Below are 20,629 nucleotides of genomic sequence, written 5' to 3' on the forward strand. Positions count from 1 at the left end.
ATGCACAGATTCAGTTTCGACGAAGGGACCATCCGATGAGCGGCTTCGAGACACCAGAGGGCATCCGCCTGCAGAAGGTGCTGTCGGCGGCGGGCGTGGCCTCACGACGCGTGATCGAGCAGTACATCGTCGAGGGACGGATCCGGGTGAACGGAGAGACCGTCACCGAGCTCGGTCGCCGCGTGGACCCGGAGACCGACCTCATCGACGTGGACGGCACCGCGGTTCAGCTCGACGTGACGAAGCGGTACGTGATGCTGAACAAGCCGACCGGAGTGGTCAGCAGCCTTCGCGACGAGAACGGCCGGCCCGATCTGCGCGTCTTCACCGACGACTACGAGGAGCGCCTCTACAACGTCGGGCGACTCGATGCCGAGACCAGCGGTCTGCTCGTCCTGACGAACGACGGCGACCTCGCGCACGTGCTCGCTCACCCGTCTTTCGGTGTCACCAAGGTGTACATCGCGAAGGTCGAGGGCGAGGTGACAGCCCAGACGATCTCGAAGCTCACCAAGGGCATCGATCTGGACGACCGCCCGATCGCGGCAGACAAGGCGCGGCTGCTCGACACCTCGCGCGGGTCCAGTCTCGTCGAGCTGACACTGCACTCCGGTCGCAACAGGATCGTCAGAAGGATGCTGGCTGCCGTCGGCCACCCCGTGACCGAACTCGTGCGCCGTCAGTTCGGTCCGCTGCACCTGGGAACCCTCCCGGTTGGGAAGACCCGCGAACTGACTAAAATCGAACTCGGCGCACTCTTGACTCTGTCGCGCCGTGATTCCGGTGTCGCCGAGGCGCCAGGCGAGCAACAGGAGAACGAGTGACCGATACGACGAGTGCGCCCACGGGGGCTCGGAGTTCTGTCGCGCCGCGAATCGCCGCCAGGCTCTCGGGCACCGTTCGTGTTGTCGGCGCCGGTCTGCTCGGTGCGAGCATCGGTCATGCGCTCCGCGCCAAGGGCGTCGATGTGGTGCTCGCCGACACGTCGCCGGCTCAGCTGCGCCTCGCGATCGACTACGGAGCCGGTCGCTCGGCTGCCGACGACGACTCGCCGGTGCTGATCGTGGTCGCCGTGCCGCCGGACGTCACTGCAGATGTCATCGAGTCCGAACTGGCTCGTTTTCCGCACGCCGTCGTCACTGACGTGGCGAGCGTCAAGCTCGAGCCCTTCCACAGCCTGCAGAGGCGCGGAGTCGACCTGACGCGCTACATCGGCTCGCACCCGCTCGCCGGACGAGAGCGGGGCGGGGCGATCTCCGCTCGCGCAGACCTGTTCATCGGACGCCCGTGGGTCGTGTGCCGTGATGCCGACACCAAGGCAGCGGATCTCGCGCTCGTCGAGGCGCTGGCTCTCGATGTCGGAGCGATGCCCCTCGAGATGACTCCGGAGGAGCACGACCGCTCCGTTGCCCTCACCTCACATGTTCCGCAGGTGATCGCCAGCCTTCTTGCCGGACGGCTCGCCGAGGCGGATGAGGGCGCGCTGCGCCTCTCCGGCCAGGGCGTGCGCGACACGACGCGCATCGCCGCATCGGCCCCTGAGCTCTGGGTGCAGATCCTCGGCGCGAACGCCGCGCCCGTGGTCGAGATCCTCGACGCCCTGGCATCCGATCTGCGTCAGGTGTCCGACGCGCTGCGCGAGCCCGAAGCTCCCGGCGCTCGGCGCGTGGTCGCCGAGACGATCCGACAGGGGAACGACGGCGTCGAGCGGCTCCCCGGAAAGCACGGACAGAACCAGCGGTTCGAGTCGCTCGTCGTGATGATCGACGACACCGCCGGCCAGCTCGGCCGTCTGTTCGGCGAGCTCGGAGAGCTCGGCGTCAACGTCGAGGATCTTCGTCTCGAACACTCACCGGGTGCACAGTTCGGCCTCGCCGAGATCAGTGTCGAGCCCGCAGCGCTGCACGGCGCGATCACCGGACTCCAGGAACGCGGCTGGCGGATTGCAGGTACCACCAATGACTGACTTCATCGCGATCGATGGGCCCGCCGGTTCCGGCAAGTCCAGTGTGTCGAAGGCGGTCGCCCGCGCTCTGGGCTTCGGCTACCTCGACACGGGGTCGGCCTATCGCGCTCTCGCCTGGCACGTGCTCGATCGAGGGGCCGACACGGCGGATGCTGCCGCGGTGCTCGACGCGGTCGCGGATTTCCCTGTGCGCCTCGGTCTCGACCCCGACGATCGCACGGTGCGGGTCGGCGACGTGGACGTCACGGACGCGATCCGCGAACCCACCGTCTCGGGCGCCGTCAGCGGCGTCGCCCGCGTTCCCGAGGTGCGCGACCAGGTGAACCGTCTGTTCCGCACCCTCGTGGCCGAGGCGCCCTACCCGGCTGTCGTCGTCGAGGGGCGCGACATCACCACCGTGGTGGCACCGGACGCCCCGGTGCGCATCCTTCTCACGGCTGCGCCCGAGGTGCGCGCCGCACGACGCGCCGGCGAACTCGCCGGCGAGAACGCCGAGACCGTCGCGGCCGCACTGCACAAGCGCGACGCTTCAGACAGCGCCGTCGTCGACTTCCTGAACGCCGCCGAAGGCGTCGAGGTCGTCGATTCGACGGAGCTCGATTTCACACAGACCATCGACGCCGTCCTCGCGGTGATCGAACGAACCCGAGGAGTACACCATGGCTGACGACGAATACGAAGGCGGCCCCGACCAGCTCGCCGAGAAGATGGCGCAGCTCGACGAGCAGCTCGCCGAAGCGCGTGCCGAGACACTGCGCGCGGGCCTCGCCGACTACGACCTCGACGATGAAGATGCCGCGCTGCTCGCCGGCATCACGATGGGCGAGGACGGCATCCAGTTCTTCCCCGCACTGCCGGTCGTCGCGATCGTCGGTCGCCCGAACGTCGGCAAGTCGGCGCTCGTGAACCGCATCCTCGGACGCCGTGAGGCCGTCGTCGAGGACACACCCGGTGTGACCCGCGACCGCGTGACGTACAAGGCCGAGTGGGCCGACCGTCGCTTCTCGCTCGTCGACACCGGAGGCTGGGAGCCCGACGCGCGAGGCATCGACCGCTCGGTCGCCGCGCAGGCAGAGGTCGCGATCGACCTCGCCGACGTCGTGCTGTTCGTCGTCGATGCGATGGTCGGCGCCACGTCGACCGACGAGCATGTCGTGAAGATGCTGCGCAAGAGCGGCAAGCCCGTCTTCCTCGTCGCGAACAAGATCGATGACGCCCGTCAGGAGCCCGAAGCGGCAGCCCTGTGGAACCTCGGTCTCGGCGAGCCGCACCCCGTCTCGGCCATCCACGGTCGTGGTGTGGCCGACCTGCTCGATGAGCTGTTGAAGACGCTCCCCGATGTCTCGGCCGTCGCGAAGGCGGAGATCGGCGGACCGCGTCGCGTCGCGATCCTCGGTCGCCCGAACGTCGGCAAGTCGTCGCTGCTCAACAAGGCCGCCGGCGAAGAGCGCGTGGTCGTCAACGACCTCGCAGGAACCACCCGCGATCCGGTCGATGAGATCGTCGAGCTCGGCGGCAAGCTGTGGCGTCTGGTCGACACCGCCGGCATCCGTCGCCGCGTGCACATGGCGCAGGGTGCCGACTTCTACGCCTCGCTGCGTACGTCAGCCGCGCTCGAGAAGGCCGAGGTCGGTGTCGTCGTCCTCGACGTGTCCGAGTCGATCAGCGAGCAGGACGTCCGCATCATCGACCTGGTGCTCGAGTCCGGTCGTGCGCTCGTGCTCGCGTTCAACAAGTGGGATCGTCTGAACGACGACGATCTCGAGAATGCCGATCGTCGCCGCTACCTCGAGCGCGAGATCGAGCAGGACCTGGCGCACGTCGCCTGGGCTCCGCGCGTGAACATCTCGGCGAAGACCGGCCGTCACCTCGACAAGCTGGTGCCCGCGCTCGAGACCGCGCTCACGAACTGGGACCGTCGCATTCCCACGGGCAAGTTCAACGCGTTCCTCGCCGAGCTGGTCGCCGAGCACCCGCACCCGCTGCGCGGAGGCAAGCAGCCGCGCATCCTGTTCGGCACGCAGGCATCGACTCGTCCGCCGACGTTCGTGCTGTTCACGACCGGGTTCCTCGACCCCGGGTACCGTCGATTCATCCAGCGTCGCCTGCGCGAGCTGTACGAGTTCGACGGAACGCCCATCGTCATCAACATGCGGGTGCGCGAGAAGCGTCAGCGCTGATCCGCAGCCGGGTCGCACGAGTGAACAGCTGTTCCCTCGTGTGACCCGGATGCATGCCGACGCCCGGATGCTGTGACAGGCTGAAGGGGTGACTGTCGTACCTCCTGCCCCAGGTGAGCCCCGCCGCCCCGATGGGCCCCGGAACCCGGGTGACGCCTGGGTGGTCGCCGCGTCGGGGGAGAAGTACTGGGGACGTTTCGGCGCCGCCGGTCTGCTCGCCTTCGACCCCGCGCGCGGAATCCTGCTGCAGCACCGCGTCTCATGGAGCCACTTCGGGGGTACGTGGGGCCTGCCCGGTGGCGCGATGCACGAGGGTGAGAGCGCGATCGAGGGTGCTGTGCGTGAGGCACAGGAGGAGGCGGGGGTGCCCGATGGTTCCGTGCGGCCACGGTTCACCAGTGTGCTCGACCTCGACGTGTGGTCATACACGACCGTCATCGCCGATGTGGTGCGCCCGTTCGAACCGGTGATCAATGACCCCGAGAGCGTGGCGCTCGAGTGGGTGCCGGTCGACGAGGTCGACTCGCGACCGTTGCACCCCGGTTTCGGCAACGCATGGCCTGCTCTTCGCGCCCTGCTCGAGGTTCGCCCGGCGCTCGTCGTCGATGCCGCGAACGTGGTCGGCTCAGTGCCCGACGGCTGGTGGAAGGATCGCGCGGGCGCGGCGACTCGTCTCGCTTCGCGCCTGGACGGGGTCGCCGTGCCGGCGTCTGATCTCGGGATAGACGGGACGCTCTGGTTCCCGGAGGTCGCACTCGTCGTCGAAGGGAAGGCGCGCGGGATCTCCGCGCCGTCGCCGTCATCGTCTGCTGGTGCTGGTGCTGGTGCTGGTGCTGGTGCTGGTGCTGGTGCTGGTGCTGGTGCTGGTGCAGATGCGATGGCCCCCGAGCTGCTCCCAGCCGGGGGCGTCTCGGTTGTGCGTGCTGAGGCCGCGGGTGACGACACGATCGTCGCGGAGGTCGAGCGTCGATCGCGGGCGGGACAGTATGTCGTCGCCGTCACGAGCGACCGCGAGCTGCAGAACCGCGTCGTCGCGGCGGGCGCCGCGCAGGTGCTCTCGGCCGGCTGGCTGTTGGGCGTGCTGCCGCAACAGGCCTGATGGATACAGCGCGTCGCTGCGTTCAGACGAACATCACCCGACGACGAGGTGGGTCGACGTAATCTCGGCCGAGCGGACTGGTCCAGGTGATACTCCCATCGGGAGTCTGGCGGGCCTTCCACCGATGCCGCTCATCGATGTCGGGGTGTTTGAGCGAATGATGCGTCGTGCAGAAGTGACTGAGGTTGTCGATGCGTGTTCGGCCACCGCGAGCGTGGTCGTGGTTGTGGTCGATCTCGCAGCGGTGCACCGGCATCCGGCATCCAGGGAATCTGCAGTGCTGATCTCGTGCTCGGAGGAAGCGCCGCATCTGCTCCGTGGGGGAGTATGCGTCGGTCTCTGTCACCAGGCCGGTGCTGCTGAGGAACAGGCGTGACCATCCGGTGCAGCGCCCCGCGAGTCCGCGCGCGACATCGGGATCGAGTGGGCCGTGTCCGTCGAGTTCGGCGGGTCGATCGTCATCTCCGGCGAGGGTGCTCGCAGCGACCGTGACCTGAATGCGGGCCGAGACGTTCTCGAGCCCTGCGCCGTTCGCTTCGCTCGGATCCGAGGAGAGCAGCAGATCGGACAGCAGATCGGCGCGGATCTGATCGAACGTGCGGGTATCGCCGGAAAGGTGCTCGAGGTCGGGACTCGCCGGATCGGTCAGCGGGTCGATCAGGCCGGTGAGCGGATCGGTGACGAAGGTGCCGTCGGCAGCGATCACTCCGGCCTCGAAGTAGGCGTCGTACCGGGGGTCTTCGGGGGAGAGATCGGAGAGGTGGAGCGCGTTCTCGCAGTCGTCGTCGAGTGACTCGAGGATGGGCTCCCGTTCGCCGCGAGTGCGCGCGATGTGACGTGCCATTCGCGTGAGACGATCGGAGATCGCCACGGCGACCCACTCGGGAAGAACCGCTGTGAGCACCGCCAGTCCGTCGTCGACCGACTTGACCGTCACACAGCGCTCGGCCGCGAAGCGGCGCTGCCGTTCGACAACGGTCTCGCCGACGAGAGCCGCCGCCACCTGGCGGGCATGGATCTTCGTCCGCTGCGCCGTGTCGTGCTCGGCGACAACCAGCACGGCCGTCTCGTAGAGGCTCATGGTGGCGGGCTCCACGCGTCCGTCGCGGATGGCATCGTCGACGATCTCGCTTGCTCGCACGATCTCACGGACGTGCCGCGCGGTGATGGCCCCCGCAGCGAACGTGGCATGCACGGCGGGAAGCGCTCGTGTCAGTGTGCGCGCATCCGTGAAGGCGTACTCGACAGAGCCCTTCGGAATGTGCCCTGCCGCGGAGTACTCCGCAATCATCGATCTGTAGATCGCATCGCGGTGGTGAGGGCTCTCGGAGACATCGGCGTCGTGCACGCTGATGCGCTCGACGAGGAGCGCGTAAGACTTGGCTTCGAGAGCAGCGATCTGGCGCCGTGTGGCGACCCACTCGTCGAGGAGCCTGCGGCGCTCCTCGAGATCGAGGTCGAGATCGGTGCGCTGAGTCATGCTCTCAGTTTAGAAGGTATGTTCGACTCAACACAGTGTCAGCCAGGGAATATTCCATCATCCTCATATCCTCGGCCCCGCAGCTTGTCGATGTCGCGTCGCTCCCGCTTGGTGGGGCGCCCCGCTCCCCGATCGCGCAATCCCAGAGCGGCCTGAGGCTCGCGCTCCGGTGTGCGATCCTCGTAGGCGAGGGCCGCGACCGGCGCGCCCACGCGCTTGACGAGCAGCTGGCGGACAATCAGAATCCGATCGAAACCGGCGATCCGCACACGCAGTTCGTCGCCGATGCGCACGTGTTGAGCGGCCTTCACCTTGTCGCCGTTCACACGCACATGCCCTGCGCGGCATGCGGTGGTCGCCGCTGAGCGCGTCTTGTACACGCGGATCGCCCAGAGCCAGCTGTCGACCCGTGCGGCATCGGCCATCAGGCGCCTCGCTTTCTCAGTGCGATCAGGGCGCCGACGACGATCAGGCCCTGTCCTGTCGCGTACGTGGCCATGATGGCAGGGCTGCTCCAGGCAGGGAGCGAGCCGGGAAGGAAAAGTCGGAGGGCCAGGAGGGTGTCGCTCGCGAGGAAGAAAGCGCCACCGATCGCAACCAGCGGATGGCATCGTGTCGACAGGGCCGCTGTAGCACCGAGAACGACGCCGTAGATCGCGACCGCGATCAGCAGCCCACCGGCATGGGGCCCCACGAGAGTCATCATCGCCACCCACCATCCGGCGTAGACGAGCGCCCACCACTGCATCCGACGCACAGCGAGGTGACGGATGAAAAGAGCGATGTATGCGAGATGCGCGATGCCGAAGAACATCAGCATCAGCGGTACCTCCGGCGCTGCAGGAAAGACCGCGCCCGCGCTGTCACCGAGCCATGAGAACGCGAGCGCCACGAGAATCAATGCCTGCGCGGCGCGCTCCCGGATCCGGGGCAGCGACACCAGCACCGGCACGGCGAGCAGGGGCATCAGAAGCAGCTTGGTCGGCCCGGCCGCAGGGCTGTCGAGACCCAGCAGCACCACGTGGGTCACCGAGACCGCGATGTAAGGCAGGAATGCCCACTGGAGCGGATCAAGCTGACGGCGGCGCTGCATCTCCCCATCGTAGGGCGGGATCGAACGGCGCCAGACGCGCTCAGGACTCGACGGTGACCTGGGTGATCTGACCGTCGGTCCCGAGGTGGACAGCGGGCCAGTATCCCTCGGGGAAGTGCTGGCCGCAGGTATCGATGAGGTGGAGCACGACGGTGCCGTCGGCTGAAGCCTCGAGCGTCTCGAGGCTGAGGTCGGATGCCGCGTCGTCGAGCTCGTGCTGCTCGGGGGTGACGTTGCTGAAGGCGGCCACGACGGCATCCGTAGCCAGACGTCGAAGAACGCCGAGGGCTGCGATCGTCTCATGCACGTGGGGGAGCAGAGCGGCCGCCTCATCGGCGTCGGTTCCTTCGATCATGAGGTCGAGGGGTTCACCGTTGATGACCGTGCCGCCGGCGTACCAGTCGTGGGTCAGCACGGTTCCATCAGTCAGCTTCGTCGTCGCGCGCGTGAGGGTGCCCAGCTCGGGGTCTTCGATGGTCGGGTTCTCGTCGCTCATGTCACCCACGGTAGCGGTCGCTCACGGTCTGAGAGTCGAGCCGCGGGATTCGAGATGCTCGCGCAGGATGCGGAGGGCCTTCGGGCCCACTCCGTGAATCGCGAGCAGTGCGCTCTCGGACATTCCGTCGAACTGCTCGAGACGGGTGAGTCCCTGCAGAGCCAGCTCTCTGCGTGCGACGTTGCCCATGGATGAGGGCAGCTCTGTCTCTTCCGTCACTCGGAGAGCTCCAGTGCCACGAGGGTGCGTCCCGGCTTCAGCTCGGCCTTCTCTTCGAAGCCTGCAGCCAGGAATGTGGTGAGCATGCCGTGGAACAGGTCATTCGCGCGCTTCTTCTCGCCGCGGGTGTCGACGGGGTACCCCTCGATGAGTCGAGCTCCCGAGCTTCGCGCGAAGTCAACCGCGGCGCGCAGCAGTTCGAGGTTGAGGCCGGAGCCTCGGTGTTCGCGACGGACCACGAAGCACGTGACCGCCCACACCGATTCGTCGTCGAAAGGCTCAGCCGATGCTGCCGCGATCATGCGCGTGCGCGGGACCCGCTGCTGCTTGGTGCGTGGCCCGATCCGAATCCACCCGGCTGCGTCGCCATCGACGTAGGCGATCAGGCCGGGCGGAGGGCCCGCCTCGATCTCATCGCGCAGCATCTCGACGCGCTGCGGCGTGGTCGTCTCATTCCACTCCTTGTTGCTCAGCATCGGCCAGATGCACTGGCAGCTGGCACCATCACCACCCCCGGTGAGCGCGTGCTGAACGTCATCCCACCGGGCGTTCGTCGCCACCTCTGTCGTGATCGTCGCCATGCAGGTGACGCTACGCCGCGCCTCCGACACCACGCAACGCCCGGCGCTCACCCGGTTCGCGAACGGCGCGAGAGTGGGGCTAAGATGGGGGAGTTGCCTGCGCGAGAGTGCAGAACAACGGGCTGTGGCGCAGCTTGGTAGCGCACTTGACTGGGGGTCAAGGGGTCGCAGGTTCAAATCCTGTCAGCCCGACCACAGAGCCCCGGAGAACCGCAGAACTACGCGGAACTCCGGGGCTTTTGTCATGCCCGGCCCAGCAGCCAGGAACGCACTACCGTGCGATGTCGACGCGTCAACCCCCTCTCCAGCATCGGATGAACGGCATACCGTCGGTTCATCGACAGAGGAGATGCAATGAGCGATCTGCAGAACACGCACGGAACCACCGACGCCCACGAAGAGCCTGACACCGCCTCGGGTGGTGCGCCCGATGACTCGACGTCCCAGAGCACGTCCAAGAGCACGGACGAGATCCTCGAAGACGAGACCACCGACGAAGACGGCGCGCCTCTCGAGAACCCGTCGGGCGGCTGAATCGGCCACGCCCTGAAGAGCGAAGACCCCCACCCGGCGCTGAGCCGGTGGGGGTCTTCTTCGCTGTCCGCTGGTCTCTCGACCTAGGCGTTGCGCACGGTCAGCATCCGCCATCCTTCTGGCACCTTCGCCTCGAGCGATGCCATGTCGTCAGCCTCGATCTCCTGCACGCCGTCGACGCGGGTGAACGTGCCGGTCGCTTCCATCTTGGCCACGCCCTTCAGCATCCGCACCGGCGCCGAGGCGAGCTCGAAACCCGGCTTGCGGTGCTGTTCTAGCTCGACGAGCACCTCGGCGAGTGTCGTTCCGATGACGTCAGCAGTGCTGGACTCGACGGGACGGATCAGAGCGATGAGCATGAGGCCAGCCTATGGCGCAGCGGTCGCCTGGCCGGGGTACCGCTCCGCAAGGGGTGTCAATTGGGCGTCGCCGCAAGCGGAGGAAGGTGCGGGATCGTGATCGGCGCTGTGGACCGGCTCGGTGGGTTGTGGAACCGCTGCAGATCGCTGAGCACCTCGTCGGCCGACATGTACGAGCTCGCCAGGGGAAGGTTGCGCAACCAGAGCACGTCGACCTCGACGGCATCCACCTGGTAGATGCAGGCGACGGTCTGGCGTGCGTCATGCGGCTCGTACTTGTGGTCGACGATCAGCCACTCGGTCTCAGTCACCCTGCGGAGCTCGAACCTCGGATCGGGCATCGCGGACATCTCAACACTCCAATCAGTCGTATTCGCCATCGGCTGACAGGGGGAGCGCTCCGCGAACGGGCGACGACATCACCGCCTGATCGACGGGCGCCCTCTGCCCGCCAGAGTTCACCAGAATTATACGAACGCACCGGTATATCGCTCAAGGGGACAGTGAGCGGACGCCGTGCTGGGGCGCCTCAGGCCTCATATGCGGTGCGTCCACCGATCACCGTGCGCAGAACACGGGCCGTGAGCAGCGACCCGCTGCCCTCCGAGAACGGATCGACGTCGAGCACGGCGAAGTCCGCCGCCTGGCCCACCGCGATGCGGCCACGCCACGCACCGTCGCCGATCGACGCCGCGGCGTCACGAGTCGCATGGGCGATCGCGCGTGCGAGGGGAAGGGCGAACTGCGGATGCACCGCGGGCACATCGGGGTTCAGCGCCGATGCCCGTGTCGTGGCCACGTACATGTTCGCGAGTGCCGCGTGCGGCGCGGTGGGAGCGTCCGTCGAGAAGGCGAGCAGCGCACCGGCATCCTCGTACTCCGGCCACGCGAAGGCCCGCTCGGCTCGCTCGTCGCCGAGCTGAGCCGCCCAGTTCGCGAATATCGCCGGGTCAGCGTGCACCGGCTGCATGGACGCCGTCACACCCAGGCGCGCCATCCGCTCGGCCGTGCCGGGAGCTGCGTACTCGAGATGCTCGATGCGATGCCGACGCGGACGATCGCCGTTGACCGTGATCGCGTGCTCGATCGCGTCCAGCGCGAGCGTGCTCGCCTCATCGCCGATCGCATGCAGTGCGACCTGGAGTCCCGCGGCATCCGCAGCCGCGACGACGGGGAACAGGCGTTCGGTCGGCCAGATCGGCGCCGCGTTGGAGCCATCCGCATACGGTGCGCGCATCGCGGCGGTGCACGCGTCGATCGTGCCGTCGAGTACGAGCTTGATGCCGATCACCCGGACAGCGCTCGAGGCGGTCTCGGCACGCTCGGCCGCCTCGGTGACCTGAGCCAGGTTCAGGGCGTCATCGCCGGTGTTCGCGACGAACCAGTGCGCGGCTATCCGCAACGGCAGCGCGTCGCGCCCCTCCGCCCGTTCGAGCGCCGCAAGGGCGAGCCCGTCGAACGCCATGTCGACGGCGCCGGTGACACCCGCCGCGAGATACGCCTCCACGACGCGCTGCACCGCTGCATCCCGCTGCTCGTCGGTGGTCGTGGCATCCCGGTGCGCCCACGCGTGCTGCTGCGCGGCCGTCTCGTAGAGCATCCCGGTCGGTTCGCCGTCGGCATCCCGCTCGATACGGCCGCCGATCGGGTCAGGCGTCTCGCGGGTGATCCCGAACTCCTCGAGCGCCGCCGAGTTGACCCAGCAGGAGTGGTAGTCGTTGGCATCGAGATAGACGGGGATGTCGGCGACGACGGCGTCGATCATCGCTGCCGTCGGCGATCCGCCCGGGATCGCGTCGAAGAGCCATCCGCGCCCACGCACCGCACCGGTGGAGGTCTCACGCGCCTCTTGCACTCTGCGCTGGATCTCGTCGAGAGACCCTGCATCGGTGAGCCCGATCTGGCCCAGCGCCTCGCCCATCATCAGCAGATGGGTGTGCGCGTCGGTGAATCCGGGAAGAACGACCCGTCCGCCGAGATCGACCACATCATCGGTCGGCGGTGCGTCGGCCTCGGCTCCGACGAAGGCGAAGTCCGCGCCGTCTACGACGACGGCTTCGGCCCAGGCGGCGTCGTCGGCGGTGAAGAAACGCGCATTGCGATAGAGCGTGGCGGGCATCAGAGTGTCTCCTCGGTGGTGGCTGCGCCCTCGAGGCGTGTCGAGAGCAGGGCGATGGCGCTTGCGGGCACGGCGAGCACGAAGCTCGCGATGCCCAGCGCGACGGCGAAACCTTGGAACCCGAGCATGCCGACGAGCGCAGCGCCGATCACGGGGGTCAGTGCCGATCCGACGAGGTAGACCGCGAGCAGGGGTCCAGACCAGCGGCCGTCGGCATCGAGAGCCGCCGAGGTCGACACGAAGTACATGAAGGCGATCGCGTAGACGGTGTTCCAGGCGATGAACACCACGATGAACGCGGTCGGATCAGTGGTGAACCCCTCGACGATCTTCAGCACTCCTCCGGCCAGCAGCAGCACCGCGAGGGGCACTGCTCGGCCCAGCCGGGATCCGACGATCATCAGCAGCACAGACCCGATGAGACCGCCCGCCGTCGCGCCGCTGAGCGCGAGGCCCAGCCCCTCGGGTGTCAGACCCGTCTGCTCCGCGCCCATGATGCCGGCCATGGCCCAGAGCGAGTCCTCGCTCACCGCCCACAGCGCGAACACGACGAGAAGGCTGAATCCGGCGATCGTGACGGTTCGCGAGCGTGCGGGAGAGAGGCGCAGCGCGCCTGTGGGCGGCACGTCGATCGGCATCGCCTCGGCGACAGCGGCCCCGGCCTGAGGATCGATCACGGGGGCCGCAGGCAACCACGCCGAGACGAGCAGCCCCAGGATGCTGAACAGCGCGAGAGCGCCGAAGACATCGATCGGCGCGAGCCCGATGAGAGGGATCACCGCCAGCACGATCGTGATGACGCCACGGTTCGCGAGACCGTTGAAGCCCGCGACCCTGTCGGGATTCCGGAAGGCGGCGAGTGCAGCTCCGGATGCGGCGACGGCACCGCCGGCTCCCGCCCCGCCGACCAGCAGAGCGGGAAGGATGAGCGCAGGCACCAGCGCTGCGGTGCCGAAACCGAGGGCCGCGATGGCGAGTCCGGTGCGGGCCACCATGCGCCTGTGACCGCCGGCGCAGAGCGGGGCGATCGCGAGTCCCGTGACCGCGGTGAGCAGCAGGGTCGCGGTGACGAGCCAGCTCGCGGCGAGCACGTCGATGTCGAGGCCCGTCTGTGCCGCGGTGATCATGTAGGGCGACAGGTTGACGCCCAGATAGCCCGCGATTCCGATCGCGAAGGTGGCTGTGGCGGTCGGCAGCCGGAGCGGAACCCGGGTGCTGAGGTCGATGGCGGTCATGGTTCTCCCACTGAGAGGGCACGGCGATGTGCGCGAAAGTCCTGCCGATGCGCGTCGGGTGGGGCGCGGATTCCAAAACGAATGGTGTTCGTCAACGAATGGTGTTCACTATTATGCACAGGAGGGATGCCGGAGGGAAGAGATTTCTCGACGGGCCCGCCGACAGAGAGTGAGCGTGCGATGCCCCGACCCTCGAGCCCATTGCTTTCGCCCGAGATCATCGGGGCGGCAGGCCTCGAACTGTCGAGAGCCGGAGAGCCGTTCGGGGTGAACGCGATCGCCCGCAGGCTCGGTGTCAGGCCGTCTTCGCTCTACAACCACGTGGACGGCATGGACGGCATCATCGAGCTGATGCGCGGCCGGCTGGTCGAGGACTACCGGGTCAGGCCGGGGGAGAGCGCGTGGGACGACTTCCTCGTCGAGCTTCTGCGACAGCAACGCCAGATGTATGCCGATCACCCGCAGCTCGTGCCGCTCCTCATCGGAAAGACCATCACTCATCCGGCGGTCATTACCGCGTATGACGACCTGGCGACCGTTCTCGTCGACGGGGGCTTTCCCGAAGACGAGGTGCTCACGGTGATCGCGATCATCGATGCCTTCGCGATCGGCTTCGGCCTCGACCTGGCATCGCCGGACGAGGTGTGGGAGCCGGGAGAGGGAACGCGCACACTCGGTCGCGTGCTCGAGGGGGCGGAGCGCGGTACCGCGCGAGCGGATCGGACGTTCGAGCTCGGTGTCGGACTGTTGGTCGACTCGCTTCGGGCTCGCCTCGACAGGTGAGTCTCGCCTCGACAGGTGAGTTCGGAGTGGTTGCCCCCTCGAGTCATCCAACCCCATTTGGATCACTCGAGAGGGCTCACCGTCCGTCCCGGACGGTAGGGGAGGCGGCGAAGATTTTCGCTGCTCTCTCGACTGATATATCCCCAGATGTTCAGCCGGTAGCCCCCGCTACTTGCAGCAGAATATCGCTTAATCGTCGTGTCCGCCATTTGGGGGACAAAGAAATCTACGAATGTTTCTTCCAGGACTGGGGCTTGCCGTGAGAACGTCCACTCATAGAGTGGTTTCATGGACAGAAAGCTCGTGCTGAACGCGCACCTCGCCATCGCCCACGGGCACCGAGTCGAGGTGACGGAGCGCATCGACGAGCTGACCGGTGAGTCCCTGGTCCTGTCTGTCAGAGACCTCGACACCGGCATCCGATATCGCCGCGTCGAAGAGCCCCGGGGCGAGCTCCTCCGGTGGCTGGGTCGTGTCATCGACTGCACGGTGACGATCGGCGGCCACTCGTCGCTGACGACTCTCACCGTCGATGCCGAGGGGAGCGGATCGGGAGCGACGAGCGCTACGGCCGCCCTGCACGGCGCGGATGCGGCGGTCGACGCTGCGAAGGCCGAAGCGGACCGCTGGGGCGGTGGCGACCGCGTGCCTGAGCCGGAGCCCGAACGCTTCTGGTGAACCGCTCAGCGGAAGTCCCTCGATCGATGCGTCACTCCGGTGCTGAGGTCTTCGAATGCGTCGGCGAGGACGTTCACGACCCCCTCTGCTGAGCGCTCGAGAATGCCGCGGATGATCAGAGCAGGAGAATCCCGCGCCACCCGGTGGTACCGACCCCACACCCCGGTCGAGCAGATGACGTTGACGAGGCCGGTCTCGTCTTCGAGATTGAGGAACGTGACACCCGCTGCGGTCGCCGGGCGCTGACGGTGGGTCACGAGGCCGGCGACCTCGATGCGTCTGCCCGTCTCGTGGCTCTGGAGGTCGGCGGAGGTGAGCACGCCTCGCTCGCGCAGAAGTCCGCGGAAGTGCGCCATCGGATGGTCGTCGGTCGAGACACCTGTCGCCCAGAGATCTGCGGAGAGCCGTTCATAGCTGGACTGATCGCTGAACAGCGGGGGCTGCACGGCGATCGTCGTGCCGGGAAGGAATCGCGAACGATCCTCAGCGGCTGCCCCCGACAGCCAGATCGCCTCTCTGCGCTGCAGCCCGAGGCACTCGAACGCGCCGGCGGTCGCCAGGGACTCGAGCTGCGCGGCGGTGGCATCGGTGCGCCTCACCAGATCGTTCAGATCGCGGAACGGACCGGCGGCCTCGCGCTCGGCGACGATCCTCTCTGCCAGCGGTGTGCCGATGCCGCGCACACCGCTGAGCCCCATGCGCACCGCATAGGCGCCATCCCGGCGGTGCGCCGCCGACTCGTCGGGCTTCGACCGGTCGAAGCGTGGCACTCGAGGCTGCAGAGGATCGCCGCAGGCGTCCAGCCCCGTCGGCATCCGCAGCGGTGCGCCCTCGAGGGGTTCGAGAGTCTCGGTGACGCCTGAGGCGTGCAGATCGGGTCGACGCACCTCCACGCCATGCCGACGCGCGTCTGCGGTGAGCGTCGAGGCGGAGTAGAAGCCCATCGGCTGCGACCGGAGCAGTCCGGCGAGGAACGCCGCAGGATAGTGCAGCTTGAGCCAGGAGCTCGCATAGACGAGGAGTGCGAAGGACAACGAATGCGACTCCGCGAATCCGAAGTTCGAGAACGCCTGGATCTGCGCGTAGATGCGATCCGACTGCTCGGCGGAGAGCCCGCGCCGGGTCATTCCCGCGTAGAGCTTGTCGCGCACCTTCTCGATCTTCTCGAGCCCGCGCTTGGACCCCATCGCGCGTCTGAGCAGATCGGCCTCGTCGGCGGTGCAGTCGCCGATGGCCGTCGCCATCTGGATCAGCTGCTCCTGGAAGATCGGGATACCCAGCGTCCGCTCGAGGATCGGCTTGAGGTCATCATGCGGATACGGGATGTCGAGCACCACAGGCTCTTCTCCGCGAGCGGCTCTGGCGCGGTTCTCTTCGTCGAGCGCATCCTTGGCCATCTTGCGGCGGACGAACGGATGCACGGCGCCGCCCTGGATGGGCCCGGGGCGGATGAGCGCGATCTGGATGGCGAGGTCGTAGAAGGCGCGCGGCTGCAGGCGGGGGAGCAGGCCGATCTGTGCGCGGGATTCGACCTGGAACACCCCGATCGAATCAGCGCGGCAGAGCATGTCGTAGACGGCCGGCTCTTCTTTCGGAAGCGTCTCGAGCGTCCACCGCTCACCCGTGGCGTCGTCGATGAGATCGAAGCAGTGCTGGAGCGCTGCCAGCATCCCCAGTCCGAGGAGGTCGAACTTCACCAACCCCATCCATGCGGCGTCGTCTTTGTCCCACTGGATCACGGTGCGGTTCTCCATGCGAGCATGCTCGACGGGGACGACCTCGCCGACGGGGCGTGCAGTGAGCACCATGCCACCGGAGTGGATGCCGAGGTGTCGGGGAGCCTTCAGGAGCTCACCCGCGTAGTCGAGCACATTCGCGGGAATGTCGTGCTCGTCTGCGACCTCGAGCCCGGCGCTCCACCCGTCGACCTGCCTGGACCAGGCGTCCTGCTGCCCCGGGGAGAATCCCAAAGCCCTCGCCATGTCGCGCACGGCGTTCTTCGGACGGTACTGGATGACGTTCGCCACCTGTGCCGCACGCTCTCTTCCGTACTCGCGGTACACCCACTGGATGATCTCCTCCCGGCGATCGGAGTCGAAATCCACATCGATGTCCGGTTCTTCCTGACGGGTCGTCGCCAGGAACCGCTCGAAGGGCAGTCGGTAGAGGATCGGGTCGACGGCTGTGATGCCGAGGAGATAGCAGACGGCGCTCGCCGCGGCAGAACCACGTCCCTGACACAGGATGCCGCGACGGCGTGCCTCTGCGACGATGCCGTGCACGATGAGGAAGTAGCCGGGGAAGTCCTTCTCCTCGATCACGTCGAGCTCGCGCCCGATCCTGCGGCGACCGTCGTCATCGAGGTGTGGGTATTTCGTCGGCACGGCCTCCCATACCAGGTGACGCAGCCAGCTCATGGGTGTATGACCGTCTGGCACTTCCTGCTTCGGCAGGGCCGGTCGTGCTCGGCGGAGGGAGAAGGCCGACGCAGCGGCGAGCTCGAGCCCGTAGGAGATCGCGCCGGGGTGGCGCCGGAAGCGCGCGGACATCTCCGCACCGCTGCGCAGATGTGCTCCTCCGTGGGTCGGAAGCCAGCCGTCGAGCTCGTCCATGCTGCGCACAGCACGCACAGCGGCGACCGCCTCGGCGAGTGATGCGCGTTCGGGGGCGGCGTAGTGCACGTTGTTCGTCGCCACCACAGGCAACCGCATCCGCCGGGCGAGATCGGCGAGAGCGTCGTTGCGACGTGTGTCCTGCGGGTCGCCGTGGTCGAAGAGCTCGACGGCGACGTGATCCTGGCCGAACAGATCGACCAGACGGCGCAGCGGCGTCTGCGCGTCTCCGGCTTCGAGCCCACGGCGGACGCCGCCCTTGCGGCATCCGGTGAGGATCGTCCAGTGCCCGTCGGCGGTGGCCGCCAGCTCATCGAGGTCGTACACGGGGCGGCCCTTCTCTCCGCCGCGCAAGTGAGCAGCCGTCATGGCGCCGGAGAGACGGTGATAGCCCTCCAGGCCGTCGGCGAGCACCAGAAGATGGTCGCCGACTGGATCGGGGGTACCCCGCTGCGGGGCGTCGAGACCGAGCGAGAGCTCGGCACCGTAGACCGTCTGGACGCTCACATCCATCAGCTCTGCGACCTCGGCGAAGCGGGCCGCTCCGTAGAAACCGTCGTGGTCGGTGAGTGCCAGCGCGGTGAGCCCCAGACGCTCGGCCTCGGCGAGCAGGTCTTCCGGTGAGGAGGCGCCGTCGAGGAACGAGTACGACGAATGCGCGTGCAGCTCGGCATAGGGGACCGCATCCTCAGGTCGGTGCACGGAGGTCGGGGGATTTCGCTTGCGCTTGGTGCTGACGGGGCCCGGGTCTGGACGACTGCCGGGTGGCATGCCTCCGGTCGGATAGGGCGATTCCTCGCCGCTGAGAGTGCGCTCCAGTTCGTTCCAGGACAGGGGAGGGTTGTGCCAGCCCATCAGCGGTACCTCCCCTCGGCCCACCAGCGATCTCCCGTGCAGAAGACGAGCCAGGCCCGATCATGGTCATCGATGATCTGCAGGCGATGCCCCTTCTTGCCGCCGGAGGCCTCCCACCGGCGTTCATGGATCGGCCATGGGCCAGCCCAGGCCTGCACATCGTCGCCGTCGATGCGAGCGGGTGCCGCCGAGAGCGAACCCCGGTCGTCGACGAGGACGGTCTCCCCGTCGGGTGCGAGCACTCCGATGGGGCGAGGGGGACGGAACACCTCGGCGGGAAGAGGATCGGGAAGGCTTCCCGGCCAGGGGTGCCCGGGGTCTCTGGGGGCGACGGGGCGTTCGCCCCACGGAGTGAGCACCTGTCGATCGGCGAGCCAGCGTCCGCCGGAGAGAGCGGCGGTGACGACGCCCTCGTGGCCGAGCATCGTCTGCACGCGGGAGATGGCGTGGTGCAGGCGCTCATCCGTGCCGGACCCGAAGAGTCCGGGCTGGTGATGGGCGGCATCATCGACCGCAACGGGGACGATCCGCACCAGGGCGATCCCGCCGAACGCGCGAGCCTCATCGATCGGCTCTTTCGCTGACTCGGCCCCCAGCGCCTCGAGCTGCCAGCGCACCCGGTCGACGAGGTCAGCGGCATCGAAGCAGGTCGGATGCAGCCAGGGCCGGGAGAACACCTTGCCGTCGTCGTCGATCAGGTCGATGCGGATCTCTGTGCACACCACCGAGGCTTCTCCGAGAGCGAGCATGACCGCATCGGCCGTCTGCCGCACCGCGAAGGCCACCTGATCGGCTCCGGCGAGCGGCGGTTCGAACTCGACGGAGCGCACGAGTTCGGGGTCGGGCGGTCGTGCCACCACGGCGCGGGAATCGGCACCGGCGGCGAGGGAGTGCAGGCGGGCGCCGCGCTCGCCGAAGCGATCGCGCACCTCGATCTCGTCGAGGCCGGCGAAGTCGCCGAGCGTGCGCACGCCGAGCCGGATGAGCAGACCGGTGAGCTGTTCGTCTCGCAGCACACCCACGGGGAGCGGGGCGAGGAAATCCTTCGCGAGACCTGCAGGAACGACGGTGCACGGGGTGCTTCCTCTGGCGGCGAGCTCTGCCGTGAACGGGCCGTCGGCGATGCCGACGCGCACCTCGGGGAAGCCCGCCTCGGTGAGGACATCGATGAGGGCCCGCCCTGCTTCGGCCTCGCCGTCGTGGTAGCGGGAGATGCCCCGTGCCCGCACCGCCGCGAGTCCTGGACGCAGCAGCGCGGCGCCGGGGGCGTGCTTCTCGATGAGCTGCAGCACCGGAAGGAAGGCCCTCTCGTCGCGGTCGGTGTCGTGCGGCAGCACGCGCAGCGACGAGATGTGCCCCTGCGCGACGCGGCGGCGCTGGCCGGCGCGCACACCGTGCTCCCTCGCCGAAGCGGTGCATGCGATGACGGTGTTCGCATGCACCAGCGCCGTCGGCGGATGAGGCGGTGGCCCGCCCAGGGCGGCGCGCAACGGCCAATCGGGAAGCCACAGGACGAGGACCCGCAGCGGAGCAGCGGTCATCCGGCCACCGCCAGACGCGGGTATTCGAGCGGAGTGGCCTCGTGACCGCGCAGGCCGGGCAGCGTCGTCATCTCGGCCATGGTCTCGACGGCGGTGTGCTCGGCGGGCAGCTCTTCGACCGCGCCGTGGGCGCCGGGAAGGCGTACGCGCACGCTCGACGACAGCGGACTGTGCCGCGTCCGGGCTGACACCGTCGCCGTGGAACCTTCGATCAGCCCCCACCCCTCACCGACACCGAGCCAGTGCTGGTCGTGCAGTCGGATGGAGCCCTCGCTCTGCGGCCAGGCGCCGGACGCTGTCGACTCGGTGATGAGCAGGGTGCTCCCGCGGTCTCGCAGACGTGCGCTCAGTCGTGACACATCGGCATCGCGTGCTCTGCCTCCCGGCTGCACGGCGATCAGCGGAACCACCTCGGCGAGCGCAGAGGTCACGGCGAGCCAGCGGTCTCCGGGCTCGGGGACGAGGATCAGTCGAGGCAGCTCGATTCCGAACGCCGCTGCGGCTTCCACGCCCAGCGTGGGCATGCCCACCACCGCACACCAGTGCCCCTTGCGCGATGCCGCCGCGAGCAGCGCGAGGACGAGACTGGGCGAGGGGGAGACGGTGTATGTCGTCCCCGTCTGCAGTCCTTCTTCGGGGAGCAGGGAGGAGAAGGCGGGTTCGAGGGGGAGCAGCGGATGCTCGCTGCGTCTGCGCTGCATGCGGCTGATCTCCCGGCGCAGCCGAAGAACCTCTCCGGCGCGGGAGTCGCCAGCCGGAGAGAGCGCGGTCACCGCATCGAGCCCGATCCCCATGAATC

General features: G+C 67.9%; 21 protein-coding genes and 1 tRNA gene. 9 read left to right on the forward strand and 13 right to left on the reverse strand.

Going from position 1 to position 20,629, the window contains the following annotated elements; translation table 11 throughout:
• Positions 1 to 35 precede the first annotated feature (35 nt).
• The 5 genes from OB895_RS00085 to OB895_RS00105 all read left to right on the forward strand — a co-directional run bounded on the left by OB895_RS00085 (position 36) and on the right by OB895_RS00105 (position 5,245).
• Positions 36 to 824 carry a pseudouridine synthase gene (locus OB895_RS00085; RefSeq protein WP_311878571.1) on the forward strand — a complete coding sequence of 263 codons (789 nt, stop codon included), beginning with the start codon at positions 36 to 38 and terminating at the stop codon, positions 822 to 824.
• A complete protein-coding gene (locus OB895_RS00090) occupies positions 821 to 1,966 on the forward strand; it encodes a prephenate dehydrogenase (protein WP_079113164.1) in 1,146 nt (381 codons plus the stop codon). The genes OB895_RS00085 and OB895_RS00090 overlap by 4 nt, the downstream gene beginning before the upstream one ends.
• Entirely contained in the window at positions 1,959 to 2,633 is a 675-nt protein-coding gene (gene cmk / locus OB895_RS00095; protein WP_079113163.1) for a (d)CMP kinase, read from the forward strand. The genes OB895_RS00090 and cmk overlap by 8 nt, the downstream gene beginning before the upstream one ends.
• On the forward strand, positions 2,626 to 4,146 hold the full coding sequence (der, locus tag OB895_RS00100) for a ribosome biogenesis GTPase Der (protein ID WP_042541643.1): 1,521 nt from the start codon (positions 2,626 to 2,628) through the stop codon (positions 4,144 to 4,146). Before cmk ends, der begins: the two co-directional genes overlap by 8 nt.
• Before the next feature lie 88 nt (positions 4,147 to 4,234).
• The gene (locus OB895_RS00105; RefSeq protein ID WP_079113162.1) at positions 4,235 to 5,245 is read left to right on the forward strand and encodes an NUDIX domain-containing protein; all 1,011 of its coding nucleotides are present in this window, start codon (positions 4,235 to 4,237) and stop codon (positions 5,243 to 5,245) included.
• Positions 5,246 to 5,267: 22 nt separating this feature from the next.
• Here the strand turns inward: OB895_RS00105 and OB895_RS00110 are convergent, their stop codons facing one another.
• Genes OB895_RS00110 through OB895_RS00135 form a run of 6 tightly spaced genes read right to left on the reverse strand, consistent with a single transcriptional unit; the run spans position 5,268 to position 9,114 of the window.
• Positions 5,268 to 6,725, reverse strand: coding sequence for an HNH endonuclease signature motif containing protein (locus tag OB895_RS00110; protein ID WP_079113161.1), 1,458 nt, complete (start codon positions 6,723 to 6,725; stop codon positions 5,268 to 5,270).
• Between the two features lie 38 nt (positions 6,726 to 6,763).
• Positions 6,764 to 7,150: an Hsp15 family ribosome-associated heat shock protein gene (locus tag OB895_RS00115; protein ID WP_079113160.1), complete on the reverse strand. Its 387-nt coding sequence runs from the start codon at positions 7,148 to 7,150 to the stop codon at positions 6,764 to 6,766.
• Entirely contained in the window at positions 7,150 to 7,818 is a 669-nt protein-coding gene (locus tag OB895_RS00120) for a lysoplasmalogenase family protein (protein ID WP_079113159.1), read from the reverse strand. Before OB895_RS00120 ends, OB895_RS00115 begins: the two co-directional genes overlap by 1 nt.
• 40 nt (positions 7,819 to 7,858) lie before the next feature.
• On the reverse strand, positions 7,859 to 8,314 hold the full coding sequence (locus tag OB895_RS00125; protein ID WP_079113158.1) for a hypothetical protein: 456 nt from the start codon (positions 8,312 to 8,314) through the stop codon (positions 7,859 to 7,861).
• A 21-nt stretch (positions 8,315 to 8,335) separates the two neighbouring features.
• Entirely contained in the window at positions 8,336 to 8,533 is a 198-nt protein-coding gene (locus OB895_RS00130; protein ID WP_079113157.1) for a helix-hairpin-helix domain-containing protein, read from the reverse strand.
• Entirely contained in the window at positions 8,530 to 9,114 is a 585-nt protein-coding gene (locus OB895_RS00135) for a GNAT family N-acetyltransferase (protein ID WP_079113156.1), read from the reverse strand. The genes OB895_RS00130 and OB895_RS00135 overlap by 4 nt, the downstream gene beginning before the upstream one ends.
• A 118-nt stretch (positions 9,115 to 9,232) precedes the next feature.
• Here OB895_RS00135 and OB895_RS00140 point away from each other — a divergent pair.
• Positions 9,233 to 9,309, forward strand: a tRNA-Pro gene (locus OB895_RS00140).
• A gap of 159 nt (positions 9,310 to 9,468) precedes the next feature.
• Positions 9,469 to 9,648, forward strand: coding sequence for a hypothetical protein (locus OB895_RS00145; RefSeq protein ID WP_042538505.1), 180 nt, complete (start codon positions 9,469 to 9,471; stop codon positions 9,646 to 9,648).
• Positions 9,649 to 9,731: 83 nt separating this feature from the next.
• Here the strand turns inward: OB895_RS00145 and OB895_RS00150 are convergent, their stop codons facing one another.
• From OB895_RS00150 to OB895_RS00165, 4 genes are all read right to left on the reverse strand, one after another.
• A complete protein-coding gene (locus OB895_RS00150; protein WP_079113108.1) occupies positions 9,732 to 10,007 on the reverse strand; it encodes a hypothetical protein in 276 nt (91 codons plus the stop codon).
• A gap of 56 nt (positions 10,008 to 10,063) precedes the next feature.
• Entirely contained in the window at positions 10,064 to 10,348 is a 285-nt protein-coding gene (locus tag OB895_RS00155; protein ID WP_228385531.1) for a hypothetical protein, read from the reverse strand.
• Between the two features lie 188 nt (positions 10,349 to 10,536).
• Positions 10,537 to 12,126 carry an amidohydrolase gene (locus OB895_RS00160; RefSeq protein ID WP_079113106.1) on the reverse strand — a complete coding sequence of 530 codons (1,590 nt, stop codon included), beginning with the start codon at positions 12,124 to 12,126 and terminating at the stop codon, positions 10,537 to 10,539.
• Positions 12,126 to 13,361 (reverse strand): MFS transporter, encoded by a 1,236-nt coding sequence (locus OB895_RS00165; protein ID WP_079113105.1) that lies wholly within the window; start codon positions 13,359 to 13,361, stop codon positions 12,126 to 12,128. Before OB895_RS00165 ends, OB895_RS00160 begins: the two co-directional genes overlap by 1 nt.
• A 180-nt stretch (positions 13,362 to 13,541) precedes the next feature.
• Here OB895_RS00165 and OB895_RS00170 point away from each other — a divergent pair, with 180 nt between their 5' ends.
• On the forward strand, positions 13,542 to 14,144 hold the full coding sequence (locus tag OB895_RS00170) for a TetR/AcrR family transcriptional regulator C-terminal domain-containing protein (protein WP_194285936.1): 603 nt from the start codon (positions 13,542 to 13,544) through the stop codon (positions 14,142 to 14,144).
• A 288-nt stretch (positions 14,145 to 14,432) separates the two neighbouring features.
• Positions 14,433 to 14,822: a hypothetical protein gene (locus OB895_RS00175; RefSeq protein WP_079113103.1), complete on the forward strand. Its 390-nt coding sequence runs from the start codon at positions 14,433 to 14,435 to the stop codon at positions 14,820 to 14,822.
• 5 nt (positions 14,823 to 14,827) lie between these two features.
• Here the strand turns inward: OB895_RS00175 and OB895_RS00180 are convergent, their stop codons facing one another.
• The 3 genes from OB895_RS00180 to imuA' are packed head-to-tail and all read right to left on the reverse strand — an operon-like array spanning position 14,828 to position 20,624.
• Positions 14,828 to 18,289, reverse strand: coding sequence for an error-prone DNA polymerase (locus tag OB895_RS00180; RefSeq protein WP_079113102.1), 3,462 nt, complete (start codon positions 18,287 to 18,289; stop codon positions 14,828 to 14,830).
• Positions 18,289 to 19,830, reverse strand: coding sequence for a DNA polymerase Y family protein (locus OB895_RS00185; RefSeq protein ID WP_079113101.1), 1,542 nt, complete (start codon positions 19,828 to 19,830; stop codon positions 18,289 to 18,291). Before OB895_RS00185 ends, OB895_RS00180 begins: the two co-directional genes overlap by 1 nt.
• On the reverse strand, positions 19,827 to 20,624 hold the full coding sequence (gene imuA', locus OB895_RS00190) for a DnaE2-dependent mutagenesis accessory factor ImuA' (protein ID WP_042538487.1): 798 nt from the start codon (positions 20,622 to 20,624) through the stop codon (positions 19,827 to 19,829). The genes OB895_RS00185 and imuA' overlap by 4 nt, the downstream gene beginning before the upstream one ends.
• Positions 20,625 to 20,629: the final 5 nt, after the last annotated feature.

Origin of the sequence: Microbacterium forte (assembly GCF_031885415.1) — a bacterium.
GTDB lineage: Bacteria > Actinomycetota > Actinomycetes > Actinomycetales > Microbacteriaceae > Microbacterium > Microbacterium forte.